The organism is Microbacterium lushaniae, from assembly GCF_008727775.1.
Classification (GTDB): domain Bacteria; phylum Actinomycetota; class Actinomycetes; order Actinomycetales; family Microbacteriaceae; genus Microbacterium; species Microbacterium lushaniae.
In genome coordinates, this window is the sequence record NZ_CP044232.1 from 1,441,224 (window position 1) to 1,457,169 (window position 15,946).

General features: G+C 71.2%; 15 protein-coding genes. All 15 read left to right on the top strand.

Translation table 11 applies throughout. The features are described from left to right. Window positions 1-3 precede the first annotated feature (3 nt). The 15 genes from F6J85_RS06705 (at window position 4) to F6J85_RS06775 (ending at window position 15,869) form a co-directional block, all read left to right on the top strand. On the top strand, window positions 4-1,788 hold the full coding sequence (locus F6J85_RS06705) for a peptidoglycan D,D-transpeptidase FtsI family protein (RefSeq protein WP_150924354.1): 1,785 nt from the start codon (window positions 4-6) through the stop codon (window positions 1,786-1,788). Between the two features lie 18 nt (window positions 1,789-1,806). After that, window positions 1,807-3,219 (top strand): UDP-N-acetylmuramoyl-tripeptide--D-alanyl-D-alanine ligase, encoded by a 1,413-nt coding sequence (locus tag F6J85_RS06710; protein WP_150924355.1) that lies wholly within the window; start codon window positions 1,807-1,809, stop codon window positions 3,217-3,219. After that, window positions 3,216-4,319: a phospho-N-acetylmuramoyl-pentapeptide-transferase gene (mraY, locus tag F6J85_RS06715; RefSeq protein WP_150924356.1), complete on the top strand. Its 1,104-nt coding sequence runs from the start codon at window positions 3,216-3,218 to the stop codon at window positions 4,317-4,319. Before F6J85_RS06710 ends, mraY begins: the two co-directional genes overlap by 4 nt. Continuing rightward, a complete protein-coding gene (murD, locus tag F6J85_RS06720; RefSeq protein WP_191906775.1) occupies window positions 4,316-5,869 on the top strand; it encodes a UDP-N-acetylmuramoyl-L-alanine--D-glutamate ligase in 1,554 nt (517 codons plus the stop codon). The genes mraY and murD overlap by 4 nt, the downstream gene beginning before the upstream one ends. Then, window positions 5,832-7,031 (top strand): putative lipid II flippase FtsW, encoded by a 1,200-nt coding sequence (ftsW, locus tag F6J85_RS06725; RefSeq protein WP_150924358.1) that lies wholly within the window; start codon window positions 5,832-5,834, stop codon window positions 7,029-7,031. Before murD ends, ftsW begins: the two co-directional genes overlap by 38 nt. 49 nt (window positions 7,032-7,080) lie before the next feature. Continuing rightward, a complete protein-coding gene (locus F6J85_RS06730) occupies window positions 7,081-8,160 on the top strand; it encodes a UDP-N-acetylglucosamine--N-acetylmuramyl-(pentapeptide) pyrophosphoryl-undecaprenol N-acetylglucosamine transferase (protein WP_150924359.1) in 1,080 nt (359 codons plus the stop codon). Window positions 8,161-8,398: 238 nt separating this feature from the next. Further along, window positions 8,399-9,808 (top strand): UDP-N-acetylmuramate--L-alanine ligase, encoded by a 1,410-nt coding sequence (gene murC, locus F6J85_RS06735; protein WP_150924360.1) that lies wholly within the window; start codon window positions 8,399-8,401, stop codon window positions 9,806-9,808. 5 nt (window positions 9,809-9,813) lie between these two features. Then, window positions 9,814-10,731, top strand: a complete 918-nt coding sequence (locus F6J85_RS06740) for an FtsQ-type POTRA domain-containing protein (protein WP_150924361.1) — start codon at window positions 9,814-9,816, stop codon at window positions 10,729-10,731. A 146-nt stretch (window positions 10,732-10,877) separates the two neighbouring features. Then, entirely contained in the window at window positions 10,878-12,056 is a 1,179-nt protein-coding gene (gene ftsZ / locus F6J85_RS06745; protein WP_150919357.1) for a cell division protein FtsZ, read from the top strand. A gap of 66 nt (window positions 12,057-12,122) precedes the next feature. Continuing rightward, the gene (locus F6J85_RS06750; RefSeq protein WP_150924362.1) at window positions 12,123-12,812 is read left to right on the top strand and encodes a YggS family pyridoxal phosphate-dependent enzyme; all 690 of its coding nucleotides are present in this window, start codon (window positions 12,123-12,125) and stop codon (window positions 12,810-12,812) included. Between the two features lie 31 nt (window positions 12,813-12,843). Further along, entirely contained in the window at window positions 12,844-13,302 is a 459-nt protein-coding gene (locus F6J85_RS06755) for a cell division protein SepF (RefSeq protein WP_150919361.1), read from the top strand. 6 nt (window positions 13,303-13,308) lie between these two features. Continuing rightward, window positions 13,309-13,611, top strand: coding sequence for a YggT family protein (locus F6J85_RS06760; protein ID WP_150919363.1), 303 nt, complete (start codon window positions 13,309-13,311; stop codon window positions 13,609-13,611). 114 nt (window positions 13,612-13,725) lie between these two features. Next, window positions 13,726-14,322, top strand: a complete 597-nt coding sequence (locus F6J85_RS06765) for a DivIVA domain-containing protein (RefSeq protein ID WP_150924363.1) — start codon at window positions 13,726-13,728, stop codon at window positions 14,320-14,322. Window positions 14,323-14,331: 9 nt separating this feature from the next. Next, a complete protein-coding gene (gene lspA, locus F6J85_RS06770; protein WP_150924364.1) occupies window positions 14,332-14,946 on the top strand; it encodes a signal peptidase II in 615 nt (204 codons plus the stop codon). Then, a complete protein-coding gene (locus F6J85_RS06775; RefSeq protein ID WP_150919159.1) occupies window positions 14,946-15,869 on the top strand; it encodes an RluA family pseudouridine synthase in 924 nt (307 codons plus the stop codon). The genes lspA and F6J85_RS06775 overlap by 1 nt, the downstream gene beginning before the upstream one ends. Window positions 15,870-15,946: the final 77 nt, after the last annotated feature.

The following is a 15,946-nucleotide window of genomic DNA, read 5'->3' on the forward strand; positions in this document are numbered from 1 at the left end:
GCCATGACGACCCGCAGCACGAGAAGCCCGCGCCGTCGCACGGTGGTCGCCCTCGCGGTGGTCCTCGCCGTGCTGGTCGGCTTCGTCGTGCGCCTGGTCGACATCCAGGTCGTCAACGCCGGCGAGCACATCGAAGACTCCCTCTCGCTGGGCTTCGCCGCCGAACGCACGCTGTACGGAACGCGCGGGACGATCGTCGACGAGCAGGGCGCGACCCTGGCCGACAGCATCCTGCTCTACGACGCCCAGCTGGACCCCTCGAACGTCAACGGCATCCGCCGCGAGGGTCCCGACGGCGAGCGCGTCGAGGTGAGCTGGCCGCAGCTGGCGGCGGAGATCGCAGCGATCACCGGGCAGACCCCCGCCGAGGTGCAGAAGATCGTCGCCGACGCGAAGGCGAACGACCCCGACTCGCAGTTCGCGCTGCTCAAGCGCGGGCTCACCACCGAGCAGTACCGCAGTCTCGTGGCGCTCGGGATCCCGTTCCTCTACTTCGACCAGCATCCCTCCCGCATGTACCCCGACGGCGCCGTCGGCGGAAACCTCGTGGGCTTCGTCGGAACGGACGGAGAGCCGCTCGCCGGACTGGAGCAGGCGCAGGATGACTGCCTCACCGCCGCGGACGGCGTCCTGCGTTTCCAGCGCGGCAAGGACGGCGTCACGATCCCCGGCACGGCCGTGGAGGAGCCGGCCGTGGACGGCGGGACGCTGCAGCTCACGATCAACCGCGACCTGCAGTGGTACCTCCAGCAGCTCGCGGCCGAGCAGGCGCAGAACACCGGCGCGAAATCGGCCACGATCACGGTCGTCGAGGTGGAGACGGGCAAGGTGCGCGGGATGGCGGAGTACCCCACCGTCGACCCGAACAACGTCGACGGGTCGCATCCGGATGATCGCGGCAGCCGCATCTTCACGAACACCTTCGAGCCCGGCTCGACCTTCAAGGCGCTCACCGCGGCGATCGCGATCGACGCGGGCGGCGCGAGCCCCGGCTCCACCGTCACGGCCGACTGGAAGGAGTCGTTCCCCAACGGCGCGAGGGTGCGCGACCCGTTCGTGCACCCGGTGAACAACTACACCCTCACCGGCGTTCTCATCGACTCCTCCAACGTCGGCATCTCGAAGTTCGGCGACACCGTGAGCGCGCAGACGCGTTACGACTACCTGCAGCGCTTCGGCGTCGGGCTCGACACGCCCATCGACTTCCAGGGCGAGGAGCCCGGCGTCCTGCGCCCCATCGATCAGTGGGACAACCAGACGTTCTACAACGTCAACTTCGGGCAGGGACTGACCACCACCGTCCCGCAGCTGGTGGGGGCGTACCAGACCCTGGCCAACGACGGGATGCGCATGCCCCTGTCGCTCGTGGAGGGATGCACGCGCCCCGACGGCACGGTCACCGACGTCCCCGACACCACCGGTCAGCAGGTCGTGAGCGAGAAGGCAGCCGACGACGTGTCGCTCATGCTCGAGAACGTCGCGACGCAGGGGAGCCTGGCCAAGCAGGTGGAGATCCCCGGGTACCGCCTCGCCATCAAGACCGGAACGGGCGAGAAGTCCGACGGCGCGGGCGGGTACAAGGCCGGCGCGTACTTCACGACCATGATCGGCTACGCCCCCGCCGACGATCCGAAGTTCGTCGTCGCTGTCACGCTGGACGAGCCGGCGACGGTAAAATCGTCTGCGGCCAACGCGCCGGCGTTCCAGAAGGCGATGACGCAGGTCTTGAAGACCTATCGCGTCATGCCCTCCGGCTCCGGCACTCCCGAACTACCCAAGTTCGGCTGACCCGCGGCCCCCACAGTCATGATCCCCCTCACCCTCACCCAGCTCACCGCCGCCGTCCGCGGCGACCTCCGCCTCAGCGGCTCCGACACGCCCGACACGGTCGTATCCGGCGCCGTCGACACCGATTCGCGCCTCATCGAACCCGGCGGCATCTTCGTCGCCAAACCCGGCGAGACCACCGACGGCCATCGCTTCGTCGATGCCGCGCTCCGCCGCGGCGCCGCCGTCGCGCTCGTCGAGCGCCCCGTCGAGGAGGCGATCACCCAGATCGTCGTGCCCGATGCCGTGTCCGCCCTCGCCGATCTCGCGCGCGAGGTCGTCGCGCGCGTGCGCGAGCGCGGAGACCTCCGCATCGTCGGCATCACCGGATCCAACGGCAAGACCACGACGAAGAACATGCTCGCCCGCATCCTGGAGGGCGAGGGTGAGACGGTCGCACCCCGGGCATCGTTCAACAACGCCGTCGGCGCACCGCTGACGATGCTGCGGGTCACCGAGGACACGCGCTTCCTCGTGAGCGAGTTCGGCGCCAGCGGCCCGGGCGAGATCGCACGGCTGGCCGGGCTCGTCTCGCCCGACATCGGCGTCGTGCTGATGGTCGGGATGGCGCACGCCGGCGGATTCGGCGGCATCGAGGCCACCTTCGCCGCCAAGTCCGAACTCGTCCGCGCCATCCGCCCGGGCGGGCTGGCCGTGCTCAACGCCGACGACCCGCGCGTGAGCGCGATGGCCCCCATCGCGGCCGAGGGCGACGTCTCGGTGCGCTGGTTCGGTCGCGGACCGGACGCGCACGTGCGGGCCACCGACGTGGAGGTGACCGCCGCCGGCACGCGCGCCGAGCTCGAGATCGACGGGCAGGCGGTGCCGCTGCACCTGCAGGTGCTCGGCGAGCATCACGTCATGAACGCCCTGGCCGCCATCGCCGCCGCCACCGCGCTGGGGGTCGACCCCCGCGACGCCGTGGCGCGCGTGGAGACCCTGGAGATCGCCGAGCGGTGGCGCATGCAGCCGCTCGGCTCGGAGCGCGTCCGCATCCTCAACGACGCCTACAACGCCAGCCCCGACTCGATGGCCGCAGCCCTGCGCACCCTCGCGCAGATCACGCGGCCGGGGGAGCGCACCGTCGCGGTGCTGGGTGCCATGAGCGAGCTGGGAGAGTACGCCGGGGAGGAGCACGACCGCATCGGCCTGCTCGCGGTGCGCCTGGGCATCCAGCGCATCGTGGTCGTCGGCGCCGAGGCGCGGCGCATGTTCCTCGAGGCCGTCTCGCAGGGCTCGTGGGACGGCGAGGCAGTGTTCTTCCCCGACGCCGACGCCGCGTACGACTACCTCCTGACCGAGCTCCGCGAGGGCGACCGCGTGCTGGTGAAATCCTCCAACGCCGCGGGCCTGCGGTTCCTCGGCGATCGTCTGGGAGAATCGTTCTCGTGAGATCCCTCCTGACGGCAGCCGCGATCTCGCTGGCATTCACGCTGTTCCTCACCCCCGTCTTCCTGCGGCTGTTCCGCAAGTGGGGCTGGGGTCAGGTCATCCGCACGCCCGAAGACATCCACAACCCCTCGCACGCCGCCAAGCGCGGCACTCCCACGATGGGCGGGACGATCTTCATCGTCGGCACCATCGTCGGCTATCTCGTGGGGACGTTCACGGGCAACAATCCGCCCACCATCTCCGGCTTGCTCGTGATCTGGATGATGGTCGGATTCGGCACCGTGGGCTTCATCGACGACTTCATGAAGGTGCGCAGCCAGCGCAGCCTCGGACTGTCGGGATGGCGCAAGATCGTCGGCCAGATCATCGTGACGATCCCCTTCGGCATCGTCGCGCTGAACTTCCCCAACCGGGTGAATCAGACGCCCGCGTCGGAGTACATCTCGGTCTTCCGCGACCTCCCGCTGCTGTCGCTGTTCGCGCTCGGCCCGATCCTGGGATGGCTGCTGTACCTCGCGTGGGTCTCCTTCATCGGGGTGGCCGCATCCAACTCGGTCAACGTCACCGACGGGCTGGACGGCCTGGCCGCGGGCTCCGGCATCTTCGTCACCGGCGCGTACAGCCTCATCGCGTTCTGGCAGGTGCAGCAGGTGTGCACCAACGTCGCCGAGGCCGTGCAGCCGGCCTGCTACAACACCCGCGATCCGTTCGATCTCGCGATCATCTCGGCGGCCTTCGTGGGCGCCCTCGTGGGCTTCCTGTGGTGGAACGCGCCCAAGGCGAAGGTCTTCATGGGCGACTGCGGCTCGATGGCCATCGGCGGCGTCATCGCCGCGATGGCGATCCTCACCCGCACGGAGCTCCTCCTCGTCCTCGTCGCCGGCGTGTACGTCATCGCCTCCGGCTCGGTCATCCTGCAGCGCGCGTACTTCAAGATCACGCGCGGCAAACGGCTGTTCCTCATGAGTCCGCTGCACCATCACCTCGAGATGCGCGGCTGGTCGGAGGTCACGATCGTCGTGCGGATGTGGATCATCGCCGGGATGCTGGCCGTCTCGGGCGTCGGATTCTTCTACGTCGAATGGCTCTCCCGGGCATGAGCACGGCACGCGTGGACACTCTGACCAGCTGGCACGCCGACTGGCGCGGACTGCGGGTCGCCGTGCTGGGGCTCTCGACCACCGGCTTCTCCGTCGCCGACACGCTGGCCGAACTCGGCGCCGACGTGTACGTCTTCACCGAATCGGCCGACGAGGAGTACGCGCGGCTGCTGCCGGTCATCGGCGCGCGCCTGTGGACCGGGCCGCTGCACGAGGTGCCGGAGGAGCTGGCCGCGTTCGAGCCGGAGGTCGTCGTGGCCTCGCCGGGCTTCGAGCCGCGGCATCCGGTCATCGCGTGGACGCAGGAGCGCGGCACCCCGCTGTGGGGCGACATCGAGCTGGCGTGGCGCGTGCGCGACAAGGTGCTGCGCCCCGACGGGTCGCCCGCCGACTGGATGCTGATCACCGGCACCAACGGCAAGACCACGACCACGCGCCTGACCGCTTCGATGCTCGTGGCCGGGGGCCTGCGCGCCGCACCGGTCGGCAACATCGGCGTGCCGGTGCTGGACGCCGTGCGCGACCCGGGCGGATTCGACGTGCTCGTGGTCGAGGTATCCAGCCACCAGCTGTGGTACCTCGGTCTGGCGCCGGTGGACGGTCCCGACCCGCTGTCGCCGTATGCCGCGGTGTGCCTGAACCTCGCCGACGACCACCTGGAGTGGCACGGCTCCTTCCAGGCCTACCGCGACGCGAAAGCGGTCGTGTACCGCAACACGCGCGTGGCGTGCGTGTACAACAAGTCCGACGTCGCCACGCGCGAGATGGTCGAGGACGCCGACGTGGTCGAGGGGGCCCGCGCGATCGGATTCGACCTGGGCGTCCCCGGCCCCAGCGACCTCGGCGTCGTCGACGGCATTCTCGTGGACCGGGCGTTCCTGGCCGAGCGGCACTCGTCCGCGCTCGAACTGACGACGGTGTCCGAGCTCGCCGCCGAGGGGCTGGGTGCTCCACACATCGTGTCGAACATCCTCGCCGCCGCCGCCCTGGCGCGGTCGCGGGATGTCGAGCCGGCGGCGATCCGCGCGGCGCTGCGCTCGTTCGCCCTGGACCCGCACCGCATCCAGGTCGTCGCCGTGCACGAGGGCGTCACGTGGATCGACGACTCCAAGGCCACGAACCCGCACGCCGCCGCATCCTCTCTCGCCGCCTATCCGGGTGCGCTGTGGATCGTCGGCGGAATGCTCAAGGGTGTCGACATCGCCCCGCTCGTGGCCGGCCGAGGGGGCGGCGCGAAGGCCGCGATCGTCATCGGCGCCGACCGCACCGACGTGCTGGCGGCGTTCGCGCGACACGCCCCCGAGGTCCCCGTCTTCGAGGTCGACCCCGCAGAGACTGAGAACGTCATGGCACGGGTCGTCGACCTGGCGCTGGACGTCGCCCGCGACGGAGACGTGGTGCTGCTGGCACCGGCGGCGGCGTCCTTCGATCAGTTCTCGTCCTACGCCGACCGCGGCACGCGCTTCGCCGACGCGGTGAGGGAACGCATCAGCGCAGGAGAGGGGGGTGCACGTGACCACGACGACACCGCCCCCGACGCAGGCGCCTGACCCTTCGGAGCCCTCGCGCGGCGGCCTGGCCGCGCGCGTGTCGCTCGGCCGGGTCTTCACACCGGTGCCGAGCGAGTTCCTCCTCATCGCCTCCACCGCGCTGCTGCTGACGGGCTTCGGCCTGGTGATGGTGCTCTCGGCCACCTCCGCCCTCGGCGGTGGTCAGGACCCGTTCGAGCACGTGATCAAGCAGGGTGTCTTCGCCGTCCTCGGCATCCCGGTGATGTTCGTCGCGAGCCGGTTCCCGGTGAGCTTCTGGCGCAAGGTCGCGTGGCTCGCCCTCATCGGGGCGACCGCGTTCCAGCTGCTCGTGTTCGTCCCAGGGCTCGGCGTGGAGTCGTACGGAAACCGCAACTGGGTCTCCCTCGGCGGCATCCAGTTCCAGCCGGCGGAGTTCCTCAAGATCGCCCTCGCGCTGTGGATGGGCGCCGTCCTGTACCGCAAGCGCACGCTCCTGCGCTCGTGGGCGCACGTGTTCATCCCCGTCGTCCCGGTCGGGGCGCTCGTGATCGCCACGGTCCTCGCCGGCCGCGACCTGGGGACGGCGATGATCCTGTTCCTCGTCGTCCTGGCGGCCCTGTTCTTCTCCGGCGTGCGGCTGCGCATCTTCATCATCCCGGCGCTGCTGGCGGTCGCGGCCGTCGTGACGCTGGCGCTGAGCAGCGAGAACCGCCGCGCGCGCATCTTCAGCTTCCTCCGTCCCGACAGCGTCGACTGCTACTACGACACGTGCTACCAGGCGCTGCACGCGGTGTGGGGCTTGGCGTCGGGCGGAATCTTCGGCCTCGGGCTGGGCAACTCCAAGGAGAAGTACGACTGGCTCCCCGCCGCCGCCAACGACTACATCTTCGCGATCGTGGGCGAGGAGCTCGGCCTCATCGGCTGCGCCGTCGTGCTCGGCCTGTTCGCGTTGTTCGCCGTCGGGGCCTTCCACATCATCCGCAAGACCGACGACCCCTTCGTGCGCATCGTCTCCGGTGCCATCACGATCTGGATCGTCGGGCAGGCGCTGATCAACATCGGCGTCGTGCTGCGGGTCTTCCCCGTGCTGGGCGTGCCGCTGCCGTTCATGTCGCAGGGTGGCACGAGCCTGCTCTCCGTGCTGCTCGCGTGCGGAGTGCTGCTGTCCTTCGCCCGGACCCTCCCCGTGCGCCAGCGCTGACCCCGAGCCCCTGCGGGAACGCTCAGGCGGCGGCGGTTAGGGTCGGATGGTGACGACCTACCTCCTCGCCGGCGGCGGCACGGCCGGCCACGTCAACCCGCTGCTGGCGGTGGCCGACGGCCTGCACGAGCGCGATCCCGATGCCGCCGTGTACGTCCTCGGCACGCGCGAGGGCCTGGAGGCCCGGCTGGTCCCGCTGCGCGGATACGAGCTGCTCGTGGTCGACAAGGTTCCGTTCCCGCGCCGCCCCGACCGTGCTGCCGCGACGTTCCCCACGCGCTTCCGCCGGGCCATCGCGCAGGTGCGCGCGCACCTCCGCGACCACGAGGTGGATGTCGTCACGGGCTTCGGCGGCTACGCGTCGGCCCCTGCCTACGTCGCCGCCCGGCGCGCGGGCGTGCCGGTGGTGGTCCATGAGGCCAACGCCAAGCCGGGGCTTGCGAACGTGCTCGGCGCGCGCACTGCCGCCGCCGTGGGCGTGGCCTTCGCCGGCACGCCGCTGCGCGGGGCCCGTGTGGTGGGAATGCCGCTGCGCCGTGAGATCGTGGATCTGGATGCCGCGGCATCCCGCCCCGCGGCCGCCGAGCACTTCGGCCTGGACGCCGGACGTCCCACGCTCCTCGTCTTCGGCGGATCGCTGGGCGCGCTGCGCCTGAACCAGGCCTTCGGGGGCTCGTGGCAGGACGTCCTGGCCGCCGGATGGCAGCTGCTGCACGTCACCGGCGACCGGTCGGACCTGCCCGATCCGGGCGTGCCCGGCTACGCCGTCGTCCGCTACGTCGACCGGATGGACCTGGCCTACGCCCTCGCCGACGTCATCGTGTCGCGCTCGGGGGCGGCGACGGTGAGCGAGGTCAGCGCGCTGTCGATCCCCGCCGTCTACGTTCCCTACGCCGTGGGCAACGGCGAGCAGCGGCTCAATGCCGCCGCCGCCGTCCGCGCGGGGGCTGCCCGCATCATCCCCGACGCCGAGCTCACCCCCGAGCGCGTGCGCGCAGAGGTCGTGCCGCTCCTGCAGGACGCCGACGCACGGCAGGCGATGCGGGATGCCGCGGCCTCGGTGGGCACGCGCACCGGAACGCAGAACGTCATCAGCCTGATCGACGACGCCCTCGCGCGCCGCCGCTGACCCCGCGTCCCCACCTGCACCCGACGCCGAACCCTTCGCCCGCGCGCCGAAATCAGGCCGATCGCCGGATTCAGGACGTTTCGGCCCCGATCCGGCCTGATTCCGGCGATTCTCCTGATCTCGGCTACCGTCCGGACGCCGGATGACCGCGGGCCGTGCCGCTCCCCAAGGCCGCGGGCGCGACCATCCCGCGCGCCGGAGCCGACGCCCAGGTGCGCCGACCTAGGATGATCGGGTCATGATTCGCCCCGACCTGAGCCTGCCCATCCCCGAGCACATCGAGGCCGCCCACTTCATCGGAATCGGCGGCTCCGGCATGTCGGGGCTGGCGCGCATGTTCCTGGACCGCGGCATCCGCGTATCGGGTTCGGATCGGGCCGACAGCCCGGCGCTGCGCGACCTGGCCGCCCGCGGGGCGACCGTGCACGTGGGGCACGACGCCGCCCACCTCGGCGACGCCGACACCGTCGTGCACACGGGGGCGATCTGGCCGGAGAACCCCGAGTTCGTCACCGCGAAGCAGCGCGGACTCGCCGTCATCCACCGCTCCCAGGCGCTGCACTGGCTGATCGGCGGACGGCGCCTCGTGGCCGTCGCCGGCGCGCACGGCAAGACCACCTCCACCGGCATGATCGTCACGGCCCTGCGCGGGCTCGGCGAAGACCCCACCTTCGTCAACGGCGGCGTCATCGCCGAGTACGGCGTCTCCAGCGCCACCGGCTCCGACGACGTCGTCGTGATCGAGGCCGACGAGTCCGACGGCACGTTCCTCCTCTACGACACCTCGGTCGCCCTCATCACCAACGTCGACCCCGACCACCTCGACCACTACGGCTCGTTCGACGCCTTCGACGCCGCCTTCGCCCGCTTCGCCGACGGCGCGCGCGAGGCCGTCGTGATCTCCGCCGACGACGCCGGCGCCCAGCGCGTCCGCGCCCGGCTGTCGCACCGCAGGGTTGTGACGTTCGGGCAGGATGCCGCCGCCGACGTGCGCGTGGGAGACCTCCGCACCGAGGGGCCGGTCTCCTTCACCCTCACCGCCGGCGGCACCTCGGTCCCCGTCCGACTCCAGGTGCCCGGCGCCCACAACGCGATCAACGCGGCCGGCGCGGTGGCGGTCCTGCTCACCCTCGGCCACGACCTCGCCGCCGCCGCCGACGCGGTGACCGGATTCGCCGGCACGGCCCGCCGGTTCGAACTGCACGACGTGCGCCGCGGGGTGAGCGTGTACGACGACTACGCGCACCACCCGACCGAGGTCGCGGCGGCGCTGGCGGCCGCCCGCACGGTCGTGGGGGAGGGGCGCATCATCGCGCTGCACCAGCCGCACACGTATTCGCGCACCCAGGCGATGTACCGGGAGTTCGCCGAGGTGCTCGAATCCCACGCCGACCACACCGTCGTGCTGGATGTGTACGGCGCGCGGGAGGATCCCGTACCCGGGGTCACCGGTGCCCTGGTCAGCGAGGCGTTCGCCGACCCCGACCGCGTGCACTTCGTGCCCGACTGGCAGGAGGCGGCCGACTACACCGCCGCCGTCGCGCGACCCGGTGACTACGTCATCACGCTGGGCTGCGGCAACGTGAACCTCATCATCCCGCAGGTGCTCGACGCCCTCGCGCGCACCGACGAGAACGCCGTGGTGTGACCGGGATGCGTCGGCCCCACCCGCTGCCGCCGCCCCCTGCGGAGTCGCGCCCGACCAGGCGGGCCGTCACCGACGACGTCGCAGCGCCGATCATCCCGCTCCTGCCGGGGGAGGAGCGCCGCCCGGCCGCCGAGGTGCCGGCCCAACCCGCGCCGCAGCGTGGGGGACTGCGCGAGGTGTGGCGCAACTCGCGCAACCGCCGGCGCGCGCTGCGGGCGGAGGTGCGCCGCTTCACGGTGCGCCAGCGCCGGCGGCGGATGCTGTGGATCGGCGTGGCATCGTCGGTCGCGCTGCTCGTGCTGGGCACGGTGGGTGCGGCGTACAGCCCGCTGTTCGCCGTGCAGCGCATCGAGGTCGCCGGCACGAGCGCGCTGGATGCCACGGCCGTCGCCGACGCGCTGGAGGGCCAGCTCGGCACGCCGCTGCCCCTCGTGGACGACAGCGCGGTGAAGGCCGCGCTCGTGCGGTTCCCACTCGTGGAGTCGTACACCCTTGAGGCCCGCCCGCCGCACGAGCTCGTCGTGCGGATCGTCGAGCGCACGCCCGTGGGCGTCCTGGAATCCCCCGCCGGGTTCACCGTGGTCGACGCCGCCGGTGTCGCCCTCTCCACGACGCCGACGCCGCCGTCGGGGCAACCGCTGCTGTCGATCACGGGCGGCCTGGATTCGCCGGCCTTCCGTGCCGCCGGCACCGTCATGCGGGCGCTGCCCGAACCCATCCGGCTCCAGGTCACGGCCGTCTCCGCCTCCACGGCCGACGATGTGACCCTGACCCTCGGCGGCACGAACACCACCGTGGTGTGGGGGAGTGCGGAGGACTCCGCCATGAAGGCGCTGACCCTGGACAAGACGATGCAGGCGCGTCCGCCGGCGCAGACGAGCGTGTACGACGTCTCGTCGCCGTCGGCCGTCGTGGTCCGCTGACACGAGTTCGCGAGGGGATGTCGCGACACGCCCACGCCGTTGCCGTCAGGGCCGCCGCATCCACCTACGTTCAGATCAGGAATTGCATACCGCGCAATTCTTTAACCCTCTAGATGAGGTTTAAAGTTCGGGATATGGAGGCCGGCATGAGCCAGAACCAGAACTACCTCGCCGTGATCAAGGTCGTCGGGGTCGGCGGGGGTGGCGTCAACGCCGTCAACCGCATGATCGAGTTGGGCCTTCGCGGCGTGGAGTTCATCGCGATCAACACCGACGCGCAGGCGCTGCTCATGAGCGACGCCGACGTCAAGCTCGACGTGGGGCGCGAGCTCACGCGAGGACTCGGTGCCGGTGCCGACCCCGAGGTGGGTCGCCGCGCCGCGGAAGACCACGCCGAAGAGATCGAGGAAGCACTCGCCGGCGCCGACATGGTGTTCGTGACGGCGGGCGAGGGCGGTGGCACGGGTACCGGTGGCGCGCCGGTCGTGGCCCGCATCGCCAAGTCGATCGGCGCCCTGACCATCGGTGTCGTGACGAAGCCCTTCTCGTTCGAGGGCCGTCGCCGCCAGCAGCAGGCGGAGACCGGCGTCTCGAAGCTCAAGGAAGAGGTCGACACCCTCATCGTGGTGCCGAACGACCGTCTTCTGGAGATCAGCGACCGCGGCATCTCGATGATCGAGGCGTTCGCGACCGCCGACCAGGTGCTCCTGGCCGGTGTGCAGGGCATCACCGATCTGATCACGACCCCCGGACTGATCAACCTCGACTTCGCCGACGTCAAGTCGGTCATGCAGGGCGCGGGATCCGCGCTCATGGGCATCGGCTCCGCGCGCGGAGCCGACCGGGCGATCAAGGCGGCCGAACTGGCCGTGGAATCGCCGCTGCTGGAGGCGTCGATCGAAGGCGCGCACGGAGTCCTGCTCTCCATCCAGGGCGGATCGAACCTCGGCATCTTCGAGATCAACGACGCCGCCCAGCTGGTGAAGGAGGCGGCTCACCCCGAGGCCAACATCATCTTCGGAACCGTCATCGACGACACCCTCGGCGACGAGGTGCGCGTGACGGTCATCGCCGCCGGCTTCGACGGCGGGGAGCCTTCGCTGCGCCTGGACGCCGTGGGGGCCGCGCAGCGCCCCGCGACGCCCGTGCTGCCGCCGCTGCCGGTGGAGGACCCGCTCGCCTCGGTGTCGGCGCCCGCATCGGCCGCGGAGGAGAAGCAGGTGGCCCGCGAGTCGGTGCCCGTTGCGGCGGCGCGGATTCCCGAGCCGGCCTACGACTCGGCGTTCGGCGACGACGATCTCGACATCCCCGACTTCCTGAAGTAGGAATCCGATCGTACGCGGCGGGCCCGGCATGCCCCGGGCCCGCTTCGTCGTCTGCCGGGAGGGCACATGGACACCGCTTTGGCCGATCGCCTGGCCGCCGTCGACGAGGGGATCGCCGCATCCGCCCGCGCTGCCGGGAGAGACCCGGCCGACATCACGCGCATCGTGGTGACGAAGTTCCACCCGGCACGGCTCGTGAGCGACCTGTACGACCTGGGCGTGCGCGACGTGGGGGAGAACCGCCAGCAGGAGCTCTCCGCCAAGGCGGCCGAGGTGGGCGCGCTCGACGGGCTGCGATGGCATTTCATCGGGCAGGCGCAGACGAACAAGGCCCGCGCCATCCGCGCTGTCGCCTCGGCCGTGCACTCGGTCGACCGTTCCCGCCTGGCCGATGCCCTGGATGCGGCGGCGCCCGAGCAGGGCGACCGGCTCGATGTGCTCGTGCAGGTGAACCTCACCGACGACACCGGGCGCGGCGGCGTCGACCCCGGCGAGGTCGCGAGCCTCGCCGCGCATGTCGCCGGCTGCCCGACGCTGCGCCTGCGCGGGGTCATGGCCGTCGCTCCGCTGGACGAGCAGCCCGCCCGCGCCTTCGAGCGCCTGCGCGGCTCAGCGGACGCCGTGCGGCGCGTCGTGCCCGATGCGGACTGGATCTCGGCCGGGATGACCGGCGATTACCCCGAGGCGGTCGCGATGGGCGCGACACACCTGCGGATCGGCTCGGCAATCACGGGTCCGAGGCCCGTGCGCGGCTAGCCTCGGAACAGACGAGCGAACGGAGGATGCGATGTCGAACCCGCTCAAGAAGACGATGGTGTACCTGGGCCTCGCGGACGAAGAGGAAACCTTCGACGAGCCGGTGACGCAGCCTTCGAGCCGCAAGCCGCAGGCCGTCGAGAAGGCCGCACCGGTGACCCCGATCCACCGCCCCTCGGTGGTGCGACAGCCCACCCCCGGGCCGGTCAGCGAGATCCTGACGGTGCACCCCAAGCAGTACCGCGACGCGCAGGTGATCGCCGAGAGCTTCCGCGAGGGCGTTCCGGTCATCATCAACCTGTCGCAGATGAGCGACGCCGACGCGCGTCGCCTGATCGATTTCGCGAGCGGTCTGTCGATGGGTCTGTACGGTCGGATCGAGCGCGTCACCAGCAAGGTGTTCCTGCTCTCTCCCGAGAACATCGCCGTCTCCGGTGATGGTGCGCTCGCGCAGGCGGACCCCGAGTCCGTCGCGTTCGCCCAGCCGTAACCGATCGTGGATCTGTTGCGCCTGGTCGCGACGATTCTGAACGGGCTGCTGTTCCTGTACGTGATCGTGCTCCTGGTACGACTCGTTCTGGAGTACATCCCGATGTTCAATCGTTCGTGGCGGCCGCGGGGGGCAGCGCTCGTCGCCGCCGAGGTGGTCTACACCGTCACCGACCCGCCGATCAAGCTCTTCCGTCGTTTCATCCCGCCGCTGCGGGTCGGCCCGGTCGCGATCGACTTCGCCTTCGCGCTGACGATGCTGCTGTGCTTCGTCCTGCTGGGCGTCACGCGCTCGTTGGCCGCCGGCTGATCCGCCTGGAGGCTTCGACAGCCTCCGGAGCCGCGGACTATGCTTGCTCGAAGCACGCACGGCCCGCAGCGCCGTCCGAACCGGCCAGCGACCAGCTCTCGAAAGAGGAACACCATGGCATTGACCCCCGATGACGTCGTCACCAAGCAGTTCCAGCACGTCCGGTTCAAGGAGGGCTTCGACCCCGACGAGGTCGACGACTTCCTCGACGAGATCGTCGTCGAGTGGCGCAAGGCCCTCGCCGAGAACGAGGAACTGAAGGCCAAGCTCGCCGCGTACGAGTCGGGTGAGCAGCCCGCCGCCGAGCAGCCCGCTGCCGAGGCTCCGGCCGAGACGGTGGTGTCGGAGGTTCCCGCCCCCGCCCCTGCCACCTCCGCCGACCCCGCGTCGACCTCCGCCGGTATCATCGAGCTGGCTCAGCGCCTGCACGACGAGCACGTCGCCGAGGGCAAGGCGCAGCGCGACCAGCTCATCTCCGAGGCCCAGTCCCGCGCGGCGGCCATCGTCGCCGAGGCCGAGGCGAAGGGCCGCGACGAGATCGCTCGCCTGGAGAAGGAGCGCGTCGCACTGGAGGGCCGCATCTCCGAGCTCAACGCCTTCGAGCGCGACTACCGCGCTCAGCTGCGCAGCTACATCGAGGGCAAGCTCCGCGACCTCGACACCACCGCAACGCCGTCCGGATCCACCCCGGTCTCGGCGATCGGCCTCTAGGCCCGGACGGTGCGCAGCCGGGCACCCCTGCGTAAGGCGGCGGCCGGCACCCTCATCGCGATCCTCGCGGTGACGGTGCTGGCCGCCGACCAGTTCACCAAGATCCTCGCCATCGCCGAGCTGCCCCCGGAGGAGCAGGTGCCGGTGCTGGGCGAGTTCCTGCAGTTCTACCTCGTCCGCAATCCCGGCGCCGCGTTCTCCCTGGGGGAGAGCGTCACGTGGCTGTTCACGATCGCGCTGGCCGCCGTGGCCGCCGGCATCGTGTGGCTGGCGCTCACGCGCGTGACCTCGCGCGCGTGGGCGATCATCCTGGGCCTGCTCCTGGGCGGAGTGCTGGGCAACCTCACCGACCGCCTGCTGCGCGAGCCGGGCTTCCCGGTGGGGCACGTGGTCGATTTCATCTCCACGCCGTGGATGATGCCGGCCATCTACAACGTCGCCGACATCTTCATCGTGACGATGATGATCGGCGTGGCGCTGCTGGTGCTGATCGGGCTGCGCCTGGACGGCACGCGTGAGACGCGGGCCGAGGCGGCGGAGGCCGTCGACGACGCGGGTCCCGGCGCCGACCCGGCGGGGACCGCCGGCCCCGACCACGACGACCCCGGCGCGCCCGCCCGCTGATGGCCGAGTCGCGAAGCCTGCCCGTCCCCGACGGGCTGGAGGGGGCGCGGGTGGATGCCGCGCTGGCGAAGATGCTCGGATTCTCCCGGACGTTCGCGGCCGAGGTCGCCGACGCGGGGGGCGTCGAGCAGGACGGGCGCACGCTCGGCAAGTCGGACCGCCTGCGCGCGGGCGCCTGGCTCAGCGTGTCGTGGACGCCCAAGCGCGAGCCCGAGATCGTGCCCCTCGCCGTCCCCGACCTCGGGATCGTCTACGACGATGACGACATCGTCGTCGTCGACAAGCCGGCCGGCGTCGCCGCGCACCCCTCGATGGGATGGGAAGGTCCGACGGTCCTCGGCGCCCTGGCGGCAGCCGGCTTCCGCATCGCCACCAGCGGCGCCGCCGAGCGCCGCGGAGTGGTGCACCGCCTGGACGTCGGCACGAGCGGGCTCATGGTCGTGGCCAAGACCGAGCAGGCCTACACCGCCCTCAAGCGCGCCTTCAAGGAGCGCGAGGTGGAGAAGATCTACCACGCCGTCGTGCAGGGCCACCCCGATCCGCTGGCCGGGACGATCGACGCGCCGATCGGGCGGCATCCCACCCACTCGTGGAAGTTCGCCGTCACCCCCGCCGGCAAGGACTCCGTGACGCACTACGAGACGCTCGAGGCCTTCCCCGGCGCATCCCTGCTGGAGATCCACCTGGAGACCGGCCGTACGCATCAGATCCGCGTGCACATGGCCGCCCACCGCCACCCGTGCGTCGGCGACCCCCTCTACGGCGCCGACCCCACGCTCTCGGCCCGGCTGGGGCTGACCCGCCAGTGGCTGCACGCCCGTCAGCTGGCGTTCGCGCATCCCGCGACGGGGGAGTGGTCGACGTTCACCTCGCCGTATCCGCCCGACCTCGCCCACGCGCTGGACATCCTCCGCGCCGACTGACGCCCCGGCGCGCTCCGCGGCGTCGGAGAATCGCACGTATGTCGGAGGATGCCGCGCGCATCCTCCGACATACGCAG